The sequence below is a fragment of the Azospirillum agricola genome (assembly GCF_020005195.1).
Classification (GTDB): domain Bacteria; phylum Pseudomonadota; class Alphaproteobacteria; order Azospirillales; family Azospirillaceae; genus Azospirillum; species Azospirillum agricola.
Window position 1 is genome coordinate 867,985 of sequence record NZ_JAIFZR010000002.1, and the last position, 12,783, is coordinate 880,767.

Genomic DNA, 12,783 nt, shown 5'->3' on the forward strand with positions numbered 1-12,783 from the left:
AGGCCCGCGGAGAACAGCGGTCCGGCTCCCGCCCGGCAGTGACGATCGTCGGGATCGCCTCGAAGGGCCGCGGCAAGGGAGGGGAAAATATGAGCAGCACGGGCGTGCGGGTGGAGGCTTCCAGCCCGCGGACGGCAGGGCGCGGCTTCGGGATTGGCCGGAAGCTCCTGGTCTCCGTGGGGGCCATCTCGGCCATCTCGGTGCTGGGCGCGGGGGTCGGCTGGCTGTCCTACGACACCATCGGCCAGCGCCTGTGGGAGGTCACCGGGCAAGGCATGCCGAGCCTTTCGGCGGCGCAGGGCCTCGCCGTGGAAAGCGCCGGGGTCGTGGCGCTGGCGCCGTCGCTGGCGGCGGCGGCAAGTTCGGCCGACCGCGTCGCGCTGAACGGGGAACTGTCGGGCAAGCGCAAGCGGCTCGACGCGCTGGCCGGCGAGGCCGGCCGCCTCGGCGCGCCGGCGGCGGTGCTGGAAAGCGTGACGGCGGAGGCCGACGCCATGTTCGGCAACCTCGCGCGCCTCGACGCCTCGGTCCAGGCGCGGATCGGCGCGGTGGAGCGGGGCGACCGGGTGCTCGCCGCCGTGGACGAGGCGCACCGCAGCCTGCTGGCGGTGATCGGCCCGTTGGTGGAGCGGAAGTCGGCGGTGCTGGAGACCTCGACCGCCGGGTTGAAGAGCGTCATCGCGACGACGGCCGACCATCTGCGCGACGACACCAGCGTCCGGTTGGCGACGGCGTTCGAGACGAACACCGCGGTCCAGGTCATGGGAAGCGCCATCCGCGGGCTGGTGCAGGAAACCGACCGGAACGCGGTCAGCACGCGCATGTCCGACTTCCTTGCCGAGACCGACAAGGTGGCGGCCAGCGCGCGGACGCTGGAGGACAAGGAGAACTGGCCCGACCTCCCCGACCAGATCGACGCCCTGGCGACCCTCGCCGCAGCGCCGACCAACCTGTTCGATTGGAAGACCCGCATCCTGTCCCCCGGCGTTCCGGCCGAGGAGCGCGCCGCCCTGTCGGACCGGCTCGCCAAGGCGGTGGCCCGGGCGGCGGAGGGGGAAAGCCTGCTGCTCGAGACGCTTCAGAAGATCCTGATCCAGACGCGCGCCACCTTCAGTATCGAGACGCTGAACCTGAAGATGAACGCCGCCGACCAGCTGACGGAGGTGGAGCGGGATCTGGCGTCGCTGCGCACGCTGTTGGAACTTGCCGCCGACGGCAATCGGCTCGCCGGCCAGCTCAACCAGGCCGGCACGGCGCCGACGCTGGCCGCCGTGGCCGCGCTTGAGAAGGCTTACGGCATCACGGCCGCCGGTTTCCAGAAGCGCTTGGCGGTTCTCGCCGCCGGCAACGCCGAACTGGTAGAGCGCGGCCGGGCCTTGCTGGAACACGGCATGGGCGGAAGCGGGATCTTTGCGATCCGGAGTGCCCAGTTGACGGCGGTCGAGGAGGGGCACCGGCTGCTCGCCGCCAACGCGCAATCGGCCGGCCGGCTGAGCGACGCGGCGACGACCCTGGTCCGGCTGGCCGGCGAGCACGCCGACCGGGCTTCGGCCGAAGCCGGCGATGCCGTCCGGCAGGGCCGGGCCTGGCTGACCGGGCTGGCCGGCGTCAGTGTCGCCGCGTCGATCCTGATCGTCTGGCTGGTCGTCGGCCGGCACATCGTGGCCCGGCTGACCGGATTGGCCGAGGCAATGCGCGCGGTCGCCGGCGGCCGCCTCGATCACGCCATTCACACCGCGGGCGCCGACGAGATCGGCGAGATGGCGCGGGCGCTGACGGTCTTCCGCGACACCGCGCGTGCGGTCGAGGCCGCCAACGCCCGCGCCGAGGCCGAACGGCTCCGCGCCGCCGAGGAGCGCCGCGGCCTGACGCTGGCGCTGGCCGACCAGTTGGAACGCAGCATCAAGGGCGTCGTCGGCGTCCTGTCGTCGCGGGCGGACGAGATGCACGCGATGGCCGGCGAGATGACCCAATCCGCCGAGCAGAACCGGACCGAGGCGTCGGAAGCCGCCGTCACCGCCGACCAGACCCGCAGCAACGTGGAAACCATCTCGGCCGCCGCCCACCAGCTGTCCGCCGCGATCGCCGAGATCGGGCGGCGGGTCGGCGAATCGGCGCGCTTCGCTGGCGAGGCGGCGCGTGAGGCGGGGCACACCGACGCCACCGTCCAGACCCTTCAGACGGCGGCCGCCGAGATCGGCAAGGTGGTCGAGCTGATCAGCGCGATCGCCAGTCAGACCAATCTGCTGGCGTTGAACGCCACCATCGAGGCGGCCCGCGCGGGCGAGGCCGGCAAGGGGTTCGCCGTGGTGGCGAGCGAGGTCAAGAATCTGGCCAGCCAGACCGCCAAGGCCACCGAACAGATCTCCCAGCGGATCCAGTCGATCCAGGGCGTGACGGCCGAGGCCGCGAACGCCATCCGCCGCATCGTCGGCAGCATCGCCACCATCAACGACATCTCCACCGGCATCGCCGCCGCCGTGGACGAGCAGGACGCCGGCACGCGGGAGATCGCCCGCAACGTTGAGCAGGCCGCGGTCGGCACCAACGCGCTTTTCCGCACCATGGAGACGGTGTCGACCGCCGCCGGCCGGACCGGCACCGTCGCCGGCCAGGTGCTGGGCGCGTCGGCCGAGCTGTCGCAGCAGGCGGAAACCATGCGCCAGGACATCGACAGCGTCCTGCGCCAGATCCGCGCGGGCTGAGGCGGGCCGAGCCCGCCCCACCGCCCGCCGGCCTGATTCCCAACGGCTTTTCGATCCACGCAGCCTGAGCGGAGCCGCCCTGTCGGAATGGCGCTGGGCAGCGCCGCCGTCCCTGCGCCAACATACTTGTGTGTGCAGTAGATCATGTAGGAAGCGAAGAGTCATATTGCGTATCGTACGCTACCGTATTATTGTTCATCCCATCATCCTGTCCCCTTACGGAGTTCCGTCATGACCGAGGCGCCCACCCGCAAACCCCTTCCCCTGGCGGACTGCGGCGTGCTGATCACCGGTGGCACGTCGGGTGTCGGGCTGGCCACCGCCATCCAGTTCGCCCAGGCCGGGGTGACCCGGATCGGCATCAACGGGCGCGACGCCGCCCGCGGCGCGAAGGCCCGCGCCGCCGTGCTCGCCCACGCTCCCGAAGCCCAGGTCGAATTCCTGGCCGGTGACTGCAACGACCCCGCCCAGGCGGCCGAGGTCTGCGAAGCCGCCCGAGCGCGGCTGGGCAGCGTCGACGCGCTGGTGAACTCCACCGTCGGCCCCTACGGTCCCACCCTCTTCCACGACATCCCGCTGGACGAGATTCCCCTGATGGTCACCAAGCAGATGATGGCGCCGCTGCTGACCAGCCGCGTGGTCGTGCCCTGGATGCGGGAGCGCGGCGGCGGGGCGATCATCAACATCGCCTCGGACGCCGGAAAGGTCGCCACCCCCGGCGAATCGGTGCTGGGCGCGGCGATGGCCGGCATCATCATGTTCACGCGCACGCTGGCGATCGAGGGCAAGCGCGACGGCATCCGGGTCAACGTCATCACCCCGTCGATCATCGAGGGCACCATCACCTATGGCAAGGTGATGAACGACGCCTTCTCCGGCAAGTTGTTCGGCAAGGCGATCAAGATGGCGCAGCTCGGCGTCGTCCAGCCCGACGACCTCGCGGCGCTGATCGTCTTCCTCGCCGGCCCGCAGGCCGCCAAGCTGACCGGCCAGGCCATCAGCGTCAACGGCGGCATCTCCGCCGCCTGACGACCCTCCATAGCCTGAACAAGGACCGTTCCCATGAAACGACTGGAAGGCCGCCGCGCCATCATCACCGGGGCCGGCTCGGGCATCGGCCGGGCGAGCGCGCTGCGATTCGCCGCCGAGGGCGCGTCCGTCCTGGCGGTCGGCCGCACGGAGGCGACGATCGCCGAGACCGCCGCCCTCGTCCGCGAGGCCGGCGGCGTCGCCGGGCATTTCATCGCCGACGCGACGAAGGAGGAGGAGGTCGCGGCGGCGGTCGCCGTCTGCGTCGAACGGCTGGGCGGGCTGGAGATTTTCTTCGCCAACGCCGGCAACACCGACCGCACCGTGCCGCTCTTCGACCAGACGGTCGAGGCCTGGGAGACCCAGTTCCGCGACAACGTCGTCAGCGCCTTCCTGGCGGTCAAGCACGCCGGCCGGCACATGGTGGCGCAGGGGCACGGCTCGATCGTGCTGAACTCCTCCACCGGCTCGCTGCGCGCCAACGGCGGGACGCTGGCCTACGGGGCGGCGAAGGCCGGGGTCAACAGCCTGACCATGGGGGCGGCGGCGGCCTTCGCCGGCACCGGCGTGCGGGTGAACGCCGTGCTTCCGGGGCTGACCGAGACCGGCCTGACCCGCGCCACCTTCGACTACGCCCGCGCCAAGGGGTCGGAAGCCAAGCTGGGGGCGCTGACCCTGATGAAGCGTCCGGGCCGGGTCGAGGAGATCGCGGCGGTGGCCGCCTTCCTCGCCAGCGACGACGCCGCCTATGTCGACGGCCAGCTCATCGCCGCCGACGGCGGCATCAGCAGCACCCATCCCTACGGGCGGTTCGTCCTCTAGCCCGCCCGGCCTCCGGCCGCGCGGCACGACAATCGGGGCAATCAGATGGATTTCGAACTTCCTTCGCCGATCCGGGCGAAGCTTGCCGAACTGGACGCGTTCATCGAGGCGGAGATCAAGCCGCTGGAGCGCGAGAACATGCGGTTCTTCGACCACCGGCGCGAGAACGCCCGCACCGACTGGGAACGCGACGGCACGCCGCGCGACGAATGGAACGCCCTGATCGCCGAGATGGAGCGGCGGGCCGACCGGGCCGGCCATCTCCGCTTCGGGCTGCCGGTGGAATGCGGCGGGCAGGCGGGGTCCAACCTCGCCATCGCGGCGATCCGCGAGCATCTCGCCGCCAAGGGGCTGGGGCTGCACAACGACCTGCAGGACGAATCCTCGATCGTCGGCAACTACCCGATCGTCCCCATCCTCAACGCCTACGGCACGGCCGAGCAGAAACGCTACATCGAGGGGATCATCACGCGCGAGATGCATCTCGCCTTCGCGCTGACCGAGCCGGAGCACGGCAGCGACGCGACCTGGCTGGAGACCACGGCCCGGCGCGACGGCGACGGCTGGATCATCAACGGAGTGAAGCGGTTCAACAGCCAGGTCTACCGGGCGGCGGCGAATCTGGTCTTCGCGCGCACCTCGGGCAAGGCGGGCGACGCGCGCGGCATCACCGCCTTCATCGTGCCGATGGACACGCCGGGCGTGAGGATCCTCTTCAACCATTGGACCTTCAACATGCCGAGCGACCATCCGGAGGTCGGGCTGGAGAATGTCCGCGTGCCCGACAGCGCCATCCTCCACAAGGAGGGCGAGGGGCTGATGGTGGCGCAGCGCTTCGTGCACGAGAACCGCATCCGGCAGGCGGCGGCCAGCGCCGGGGCGGCGCGCTACTGCATCGCCCAGGCGGCGGCCTACGCGAAATCCCGCAAGGTGTTCGGCGAACCGCTGGCCGGCAAGCAGGGCATCCAGTTTCCGCTGGTCGAGCTGCACGCGGAATGCGAGATGCTGCGCAACTACCTGTTCCGCACCGCCTGGGAGATGGACCGCCGCGACCCGATCGAGATCAGCGACCAGGTGGCGATCTGCAATTTCCGGGCGAACCGGCTGGCCTGCGAGGCGGCGGACCGGGCGATGCAGATCCATGGCGGCATGGGCTACACCCGCGCGCTGCCCTTCGAGCACATCTACCGCCACCACCGCCGCTACCGCATCACCGAGGGATCGGAGGAAATCCAGCTTCGCCGCGTCGCCCAATATCTCTTCGGCTTCGGTCAGAAGGGCGCGCAGTGATGGGCGACGCCGCCGCCGATCTGGGCGGCGAGGCAGGCGTCGCCCGGCTGGACGGCTTCCTGCGCCGGCGGTTCCCGGAGATCGTGGGGGCGATCGCCATCACGCGGACCGCTGGCGGGATGTCGAACCCGACCTTCTTCCTGGAGGCCGGGGGCTGGTCGGCCGTTCTGCGCAAGCAGCCGGGCTCGGTCCTGGTGAAGTCCGCCCACGCCATCGACCGCGAATTCCGGGTGATGAGCGCGCTGCACGGCTCCGCCGTGCCGGTGCCGCGCCCGATCCTCTACCACGCCGACACCGACATCCTCGACACGCCCTTCTACCTGATGGAGCGGCTGTCGGGCCGGGTGTTCGACGCCTACGCCCTGCCGGGGCTGGATCCGGCGGAACGCCGGGCCTGTTTCCTGTCGATGGGGCGGGTGATGGCGGCGATGCACCGCTTCGACTGGCGCGCGGCGGGGTTGGCCGATTACGGCCGGCCGGGCAATTACTTCGCCCGCCAGCTGAAGCGCTGGTCGGAGCTGTGGGAGCGCTACGACGACGGCGGGAACCCGCATGTCGATAGGCTGATCGGCTGGCTCGCCGCCCGCATCCCCGACAGCGAGGCGCTGACGCTGTGCCACGGCGATTTCCGCATCGCCAACCTGATGTTCCACCCGACTGAGCCGCGGGTCGTCGGCGTGCTCGACTGGGAGCTGTCGACGCTCGGCCACCCGCTGGTCGACGTCGGCTTCAACACCCAGGCGTGGCTGCTGGCGCCGGACGAGAATGGCGGCATCCGCGGCCTCGACCTCGCCGCGCTCGGCATCCCGCCGGAGGAGGACTATCTCGACGGCTATTACCGCGAGGCCGGCTCGCCGGAGCGGCTGACCGCCTTCCACAAGGCCTTCGCGATGTTCCGCGCCGCCGTCGGCAGCGCCGGGATCGCGGCGCGGGGCCGGGGCGGCAACGCCGTCAACGACGGCGCGGCCGAGGTCGGCGCCCGGCTGGCGCTGGCCTACGCCCGGCGCGGGATCGAGCTGATCGAACGGGAAGGATGAACCGCGCGTTCGGCGCTGCCTCGTCGCGCCGGGACTTGTCAACAAGCCGCCACCGGAGAGGCGGCGCCCCAGGGAGCCATCGATGCCATACCAATCCGTCTACAAGCCCGGCCTGTTCGAGGGGCAGACCGTCATCGTCACCGGCGGCGGCAGCGGGATCGGCCGCTGCACCGCGCATGAGCTGGCGGCGCTGGGCGCCAACGTCGTGATCGTCGGCCGCAACCCGGAGAAGCTGGCCACCGTCGAAGCCGAGATCCGCGAGGACGGCGGCGAGGTCACGATCCAGGTCTGCGACATCCGCGAGGAGACGATGGTGGTCGGCGTCATCGACGCCGTGCTGGCGAAATACGGCCGCATCGACGGGCTGGTCAACAACGCCGGCGGCCAGTACCGCACGGCGATGCACACCATCACCACCAAGGGCTTCGAGGCGGTGGTACGCAACAACCTGACCGGCGGCTTCATCTTCATGCGCGAAGCCTACAACCGCTGGATGAACGCGAACGGCGGCGCCATCGTCAACATCATCGCCGACATCTGGAACGGCTGGCCGGAATTCGCCCATTCCGGCGCCGCGCGCGGCGGCATGCTGACGCTGACCGAGACGGCGGCCTGCGAATGGTCGGCCTCGGGGGTGCGGGTGAACGCGGTGGCGCCGGGCGGCATCGCGTCGAGCGGCTTCGACACCTACACGCCGGACATGCGCAAGCGCCTGTTCGACTTCACCAACAAGGTTCCGTTGCAGCGCTTCGGCACCGAGGCGGAGGTGTCGGCGGCCATCGTCTATCTGCTGGGCCCGGCCGCCGCCTACATAACGGGAAGCTGCATCCGGGTCGATGGCGGCACGCCGAACGCGCGCACCACCTGGAACCTCCAGGAGCACAAGAACAGCCGTCCCTTCGAAGGATTCCATCGGTCCAAGCTGCCGGACGTGCTGGTCAAGGGGGAGTGACGGCGCCCGGCCCGTTGCGGGCCGGGCAGGGGAAGCGGCGAGCGAAAAACAAACGACGGGCCGTCCGGCGGTTTTCGGGCGGACCCGAAAACGGGGGAGGAACACATGGAAGAAAGGCGCACACTGACGCTGTCCCATTGGGTCCCGGACACGTCGCAGGAACTGCTGGACACCACGCTCGGCGATCTGATGCGCCGGAACGCGGCGGAGGTTCCCGACCGGCTGGCGCTGGTGGAGGGGGCCGCCGATCCGGCCAAGCGGCGGCGCTGGACCTACCGGCAACTCGTCGAGGTCGCCGAACGGGCGGCGCGCGGGCTGCTCAATCATTTCACGCCCGGCGAACGCATCGCCATCCTGGCGCCCGACACGCCGGAATGGGTGATCCTTCAGCAGGGCGCCAGCCTGGCCGGCCTCGTGCTGGTGCCGATCAACCCGGCCTACACGGCGCGCGAGCTCGCGTTCGTCCTGAAAAGCTCCGAGGCCGCCGGCATCGTCTTTGCGGAGACCTCGCGCGGCAAGAATTTGCGGGCCCTGGTCGAGGAGGTGGGACCGCAGCTGCCGCAGCTGCGGGTGAGGCTGGCGATGGCGGAGTTCGATGCGCTGCTCGCCTCGGCCGATCCGGCGCGGGTTCTGCCGCCGGTCAAGCCGACCGACACCATCCAGATCCAGTACACCTCCGGCACCACCGGCTTTCCCAAGGGGGCCTGCCTGCACCATCGCGGCGTGATCAACGCCGCCCGCTACATCGCGCTGCGCTCCGGCTGCCGGGACGGCGGGGTGTGGATCAACGCCATGCCGATGTTCCACATCGCCGGCGCCATCGTGAAGGAGCTGGGAACCTTCGCGCTGCGCGGCACCTTCGTGCTGATGCAGGGCTTCGACCCCGGCCTGATGCTGGAGCTGATCGAGGCCGAGCGCTGCGAGACGACGCTGATCGTGCCGACGATGATCCTGGCGCTGATGGACCATCCCGACCTTCCCAAACGGGACGTGTCGAGCCTGCGGCTGATCCAGTCCGGCGCGGCGACGGTCCCGGCCTCCCTGGTGCGGCGGGCGCAGAGCGTCTTCGGCTGCCAGCTCTGCATCATGTTCGGCCAGACCGAAAGCAACGGCCCCTTCATCATCACCTCGCCCGACGACACGATCGAGGACCAGACCGAGACCATCGGGCGCCCGGTGGCGCATGTCGAGGTGAAGATCGCCGATCCGGTGACCGGGGAGCCGCTGCCGGTGGACACGGTCGGCGAGATCTGGGCGCGCGGCTACCAGACCATGTCCGGCTATTACGGCCAGCCGGAGGCGACCGCGGCCACGCTGCGGCCCGACGGCTGGCTGCGCACCGGCGACCTCGCGACGATGGACAGCCGCGGCTATCTCAGGATCACCGGCCGGCTGAAGGAGATGATCATCCGCGGCGGCATGAACCTCTACCCACGGGAAATCGAGGACGTGCTGTTCAATCATCCCGAGGTGTCGCAGATCGCCGTGATCGGCCTTCCCGACGAAAAATGGGGCGAGATCGTCGCCGCGGTCGTGCTGCCGAAGACGCCGGACGCGCCGCCGTCGATCGACGAGCTCTATCGCTATTGCCGCGCGAACCTGTCGCCGCAGAAGACGCCGGAGCGCTGGTTCATCGTCCCCGGCTATCCGCTGACCCCCAGCGGGAAGGTCCAGAAGAACGTCCTGCAGGACTGGATCCGCGAGGGCCGGATCGAGCCGGAGGCCTGGGTCCGGCCGGTCAGCCAGGCCGGCGCCGCCTGATGGCGTCGTCACCGCAACGGCCGGTCGCCCTGGTGACCGGCGCCGGCGGCGGGCTTGGCGGCGCCATCGCCCGCGCGCTCGCCGCCAAAGGCTTCGATCTCGTCCTCAACGACCTGACCGAGAGCCCGGCGCTTTACTCCCTCTGCGGGGAGATCGCGGCGTCGGGCGGCGCGGCGTCGCCGGCGGCGCAGGACATCGGCAGGGTGGAGGAGCTGGAGGATTTCGTCGAGCGGGTCCATGCGCGGCATGGCCGGCTCGACTGCTTGGTGAACAACGCCGGCGTCTCGGTGCTGTCGCGCGGTGACATCCTCGACGTGACGCCGGAGAGCTTCGACCGCTGCGTCGCCGTGAACCTGCGGGCGCAGTTCTTCCTGACCCAGCGGGTCGCCCGCCGGATGCTGCGCGACCCGCGGCCGGAACTTGCCGGCGGGCGGCGGCGGTCGATCGTCACCATCAGCACGGTGGCGCTGGACCAGGTCGTCGGCAAGGTTCTGGCCGAATACAGCATCGCCAAGGCCGGGCTGCCGATGATGGTCAAGCAGTTCGCCGTGCGCCTCGTCACCGAGGGCATCGACTGCTACGAGGTGCGCCCCGGCATGATGGCGACCAGCATGACGGACAGCTCCCGCGGCAAGTATGACGCGCTGATCGCGGACGGCTTCGTGCCGGCGCAGCGCTGGGGCGAGCTGTCCGACATCGGCCGGGCCGTCGCCACCCTGGCCGACGGCGGGTTGAGCTACGCCGTCGGCCAGACCATCGGCATCGACGGCGGCCTGCCGCTGAAAACCTTCTGAGCCATGGCGGACGATCAGACCGGCGGCGGGCTCTGGTACGAGGATTTCGTGCTCGGCCGGACCATGCGTTCCCCGGCCCGGACGGTGATGGAGGCCGACATCGCGACCTTCGCCGGCCTGACCGGAGATTTCAGCGAGCTTCACACCAACGAGCCGTTCGCCCGCTCCACCCCGTTCGGCGGCCGCGTCGCCCATGGCCTGCTGGGGCTGGCGATCGCGCACGGGCTGATTTGCCGCACCGGCCACATCCAGGGCACCGGTCTCGCCTCGCTGGGCTGGGACAAGTGGGAGATCCGCGGGCCGATCCGCATCGGCGACACCGTGCAGTCGGTCTGGTGCGCGGTGCGGCTGCGGGACAGCCGCAGCCGGCCCGACGCCGGAATCGTCACCGAGCGGATCGAGCTAGTCAACCAGCATGGCGACGTCGTGCAGCAGGGCGAACACACCAGCCTGATCCGCAAACGGCCGGAGAGCTGACGGGCGCTCACCGGCGATGAAAGGAGCGCCGGCCCATGCGCGAGGACATCTCCCCGGAACACGGACCACGACCGGCTTCGGAGCCGGCCTTCGGCGATGGCACCCACCCCAGCATCTGCCGGCTTTGCCTCGCCTACTGCCCGATCGAGGTGACGGTGAAGGACGGGCGTGTCGCCAAGGTGGCCGGGGACGGCAGCGGCACGCGACAAGCCCGGCGCCAACATCTCGACGGCGCTGCACGGCAATTGGGTGGCCGGCGCCCAGAGAATAGAGGACTCCGACGTTTGGATGATCGTCGGCGGGAACCCGGTCATCTCCAAGTCGAACGGCGCACCGCCCAACAACCCGGCCAAGCGGCTGAAGGACGCGGTGACCGGCGGGCTGAAGCTGATTGTCGTCGATCCGCGGCGGACGGAAACCGCCAAGCGGGCCGCCCTGCATCTGGCGGTGAAACCCGGGGAGGATCCGGCGCTGCTCGCCGGGATCATCCACGTCATCATCGCCGAGGGGCTGCATGACCGTTCCTTCCTTGCCGCGCATGCGCAGGGGTTCGAGCGGCTGCGTGACGCGGTAAGGCCCTTCACGCCCGACTCCGCCGCCGCCCGCGCCGGTGTTCCCGTCGACAGCCTGCTGGAGGCGGCTCGCGTCTTCGCCGGCGGCCGGGATGCGCCAGAACGCCAGCGGTCTGCCGACGGGGGCGCTGGCCGATGAAATTTCAAGCCGCTGACATCGCGAAGCACGGGCTGGCCGAAGGCGGCCGGGCCGGGCTGCGCTCCCGCCACGGCGCGGTGGTCGGCGTGGTGCAGGCCGACGAGACGCTACGCCCTGGCACGGTGTCGCTGACGCATGGCTTCGGCGGGCTGCTGGCGGACGGCGACGCCGGGATGCTGGAACGAGGGGCGTCGGTCGCCCGGCTGGTCGGCCGCGACGACCGCGACCCGGTGACGGGGATGCCGCGGTTGAGCGGCATCCCCGTCACGCTCCATCCGGTCGGGTAAACGGTCAGTCGGGCAGCCCGGCGCGCGCCAGCACGCGCCGGGCCTGCTTGAGGTGCGGGATGTCGAGCATCCGGCCGTCTAGCCCGACCACCGCCGTTCCCGGCTCCGCCGCGAAGGCGGCGAGCACCCGGCGGGCGTGGGCGATGTCCCCGGCCGACGGGGTGAAGGCCGCGTTGATCGCCGCGACCTGTCCGGGATGGATGGCGATGCGGCCGGTGAAGCCCTCGCGCGCCGCAGCGGCGCTGTCGGCCAGCAGGCCGGCCTCGTCGCGGAAATCGGCGAACAGGGTCTCGATCGCCGCCACGCCGCAGGACTTCGCCGCCATCAGGCACAGCGACCGCACCATGCGGTAGGTGAAGTCCCAGCGGCCGTCCGCCCCCTTGTTGGTCGAGGCGCCGAGCGCGGTGCCCAGATCCTCCGCCCCCCAGGTCAGGCCATGCAGGCGCGGCAGCGGCGTTTGCGCGTAGGCGCCGAGCGCGAAGGGCGCGGCTGGCGTCTCCGTCACCACCGGCAGGAGGCGGATGGGGCGGTCGATGCCGTCGCGCCTCTCCAGCGCCGCCAGCATGTCGGCGATCCGGACGAGATCCTGCGGATGATCGACCTTCGGGACCATGATCCCGTCGGGGGCGGCGCGGACGATCGCGACCAAATCGTCGAGGCCGCCCTCGGCCGGCGGATTGATGCGGACCCAGAGCTGGGAGTCCCGGCCGCCGCTCCTTGTGCCGCCGCTCCTTGCGGCCAGGAACTCCCGCACCATCGTCCGCGCCAGCCCCTTGCGGGCCGGGGCCACCGAATCCTCCAGGTCGAGGATCAGCGCGTCGGCGCCGGCGTCCTCGCCCTTGGCCAGCTTCCGGTCGTTGTCTCCGGGGACGAAGAGGAGGGAGCGCAGGGGCTTTTCCGATTGGATATCCGTCATCG

12 protein-coding genes and 1 pseudogene are annotated in these 12,783 nt (G+C 70.7%); 12 read left to right on the forward strand and 1 reads right to left on the reverse strand.

Annotated elements, in window-relative coordinates; translation table 11 throughout:
- The first annotated feature begins 89 nt into the window (after positions 1–89).
- From JN22_RS06780 to JN22_RS06835, 12 genes and pseudogenes are all read left to right on the forward strand, one after another.
- Positions 90–2,705: a methyl-accepting chemotaxis protein gene (locus JN22_RS06780; protein WP_085553163.1), complete on the forward strand. Its 2,616-nt coding sequence runs from the start codon at positions 90–92 to the stop codon at positions 2,703–2,705.
- A 231-nt stretch (positions 2,706–2,936) separates the two neighbouring features.
- Positions 2,937–3,734: an SDR family NAD(P)-dependent oxidoreductase gene (locus JN22_RS06785; RefSeq protein WP_085553164.1), complete on the forward strand. Its 798-nt coding sequence runs from the start codon at positions 2,937–2,939 to the stop codon at positions 3,732–3,734.
- 33 nt (positions 3,735–3,767) lie between these two features.
- Positions 3,768–4,556 (forward strand): SDR family NAD(P)-dependent oxidoreductase, encoded by a 789-nt coding sequence (locus JN22_RS06790; protein WP_085553165.1) that lies wholly within the window; start codon positions 3,768–3,770, stop codon positions 4,554–4,556.
- Positions 4,557–4,601: 45 nt separating this feature from the next.
- Complete coding sequence (locus JN22_RS06795; protein ID WP_085553166.1) at positions 4,602–5,846, forward strand: acyl-CoA dehydrogenase family protein; 1,245 nt, start codon at positions 4,602–4,604, stop codon at positions 5,844–5,846.
- Complete coding sequence (locus JN22_RS06800; RefSeq protein WP_085553167.1) at positions 5,846–6,883, forward strand: phosphotransferase family protein; 1,038 nt, start codon at positions 5,846–5,848, stop codon at positions 6,881–6,883. The genes JN22_RS06795 and JN22_RS06800 overlap by 1 nt, the downstream gene beginning before the upstream one ends.
- A gap of 82 nt (positions 6,884–6,965) precedes the next feature.
- The gene (locus JN22_RS06805; RefSeq protein ID WP_085553168.1) at positions 6,966–7,835 is read left to right on the forward strand and encodes an SDR family oxidoreductase; all 870 of its coding nucleotides are present in this window, start codon (positions 6,966–6,968) and stop codon (positions 7,833–7,835) included.
- Between the two features lie 105 nt (positions 7,836–7,940).
- Entirely contained in the window at positions 7,941–9,596 is a 1,656-nt protein-coding gene (locus tag JN22_RS06810) for a class I adenylate-forming enzyme family protein (protein WP_085553169.1), read from the forward strand.
- Positions 9,596–10,390 (forward strand): 3-ketoacyl-ACP reductase, encoded by a 795-nt coding sequence (locus tag JN22_RS06815; protein ID WP_085553170.1) that lies wholly within the window; start codon positions 9,596–9,598, stop codon positions 10,388–10,390. The genes JN22_RS06810 and JN22_RS06815 overlap by 1 nt, the downstream gene beginning before the upstream one ends.
- Before the next feature lie 3 nt (positions 10,391–10,393).
- Complete coding sequence (locus tag JN22_RS06820) at positions 10,394–10,867, forward strand: MaoC/PaaZ C-terminal domain-containing protein (RefSeq protein WP_085553171.1); 474 nt, start codon at positions 10,394–10,396, stop codon at positions 10,865–10,867.
- Between the two features lie 35 nt (positions 10,868–10,902).
- Positions 10,903–11,022, forward strand: a pseudogene (locus JN22_RS35340) (hypothetical protein); the annotation flags it as partial.
- Between the two features lie 13 nt (positions 11,023–11,035).
- Positions 11,036–11,578, forward strand: coding sequence for a molybdopterin-dependent oxidoreductase (locus tag JN22_RS06830; RefSeq protein WP_143268167.1), 543 nt, complete (start codon positions 11,036–11,038; stop codon positions 11,576–11,578).
- A complete protein-coding gene (locus tag JN22_RS06835) occupies positions 11,575–11,865 on the forward strand; it encodes a molybdopterin dinucleotide binding domain-containing protein (protein WP_085553173.1) in 291 nt (96 codons plus the stop codon). Before JN22_RS06830 ends, JN22_RS06835 begins: the two co-directional genes overlap by 4 nt.
- A gap of 4 nt (positions 11,866–11,869) precedes the next feature.
- Here the strand turns inward: JN22_RS06835 and JN22_RS06840 are convergent, their stop codons facing one another.
- The gene (locus JN22_RS06840; protein WP_085553174.1) at positions 11,870–12,781 is read right to left on the reverse strand and encodes an HpcH/HpaI aldolase/citrate lyase family protein; all 912 of its coding nucleotides are present in this window, start codon (positions 12,779–12,781) and stop codon (positions 11,870–11,872) included.
- Between the last annotated feature and the right edge of the window lie 2 nt (positions 12,782–12,783).

Excerpts from the sequence above, each read along its gene's own strand:
- JN22_RS06805 (WP_085553168.1), top strand. The coding sequence starts at position 6,966 with ATGCCATACCAATCCGTCTACAAGCCCGGCCTGTTCGAGGGGCAGACC.
- JN22_RS06840 (WP_085553174.1), bottom strand. The coding sequence starts at position 12,781 with ATGACGGATATCCAATCGGAAAAGCCCCTGCGCTCCCTCCTCTTCGTC.
- JN22_RS06785 (WP_085553164.1), top strand. The coding sequence starts at position 2,937 with ATGACCGAGGCGCCCACCCGCAAACCCCTTCCCCTGGCGGACTGCGGC.
- JN22_RS06790 (WP_085553165.1), top strand. The coding sequence starts at position 3,768 with ATGAAACGACTGGAAGGCCGCCGCGCCATCATCACCGGGGCCGGCTCG.
- JN22_RS06800 (WP_085553167.1), top strand. The coding sequence starts at position 5,846 with ATGGGCGACGCCGCCGCCGATCTGGGCGGCGAGGCAGGCGTCGCCCGG.
- JN22_RS06820 (WP_085553171.1), top strand. The coding sequence starts at position 10,394 with ATGGCGGACGATCAGACCGGCGGCGGGCTCTGGTACGAGGATTTCGTG.
- JN22_RS06815 (WP_085553170.1), top strand. The coding sequence starts at position 9,596 with ATGGCGTCGTCACCGCAACGGCCGGTCGCCCTGGTGACCGGCGCCGGC.
- JN22_RS06835 (WP_085553173.1), top strand. The coding sequence starts at position 11,575 with ATGAAATTTCAAGCCGCTGACATCGCGAAGCACGGGCTGGCCGAAGGC.
- JN22_RS06810 (WP_085553169.1), top strand. The coding sequence starts at position 7,941 with ATGGAAGAAAGGCGCACACTGACGCTGTCCCATTGGGTCCCGGACACG.
- JN22_RS06795 (WP_085553166.1), top strand. The coding sequence starts at position 4,602 with ATGGATTTCGAACTTCCTTCGCCGATCCGGGCGAAGCTTGCCGAACTG.
- JN22_RS06780 (WP_085553163.1), top strand. The coding sequence starts at position 90 with ATGAGCAGCACGGGCGTGCGGGTGGAGGCTTCCAGCCCGCGGACGGCA.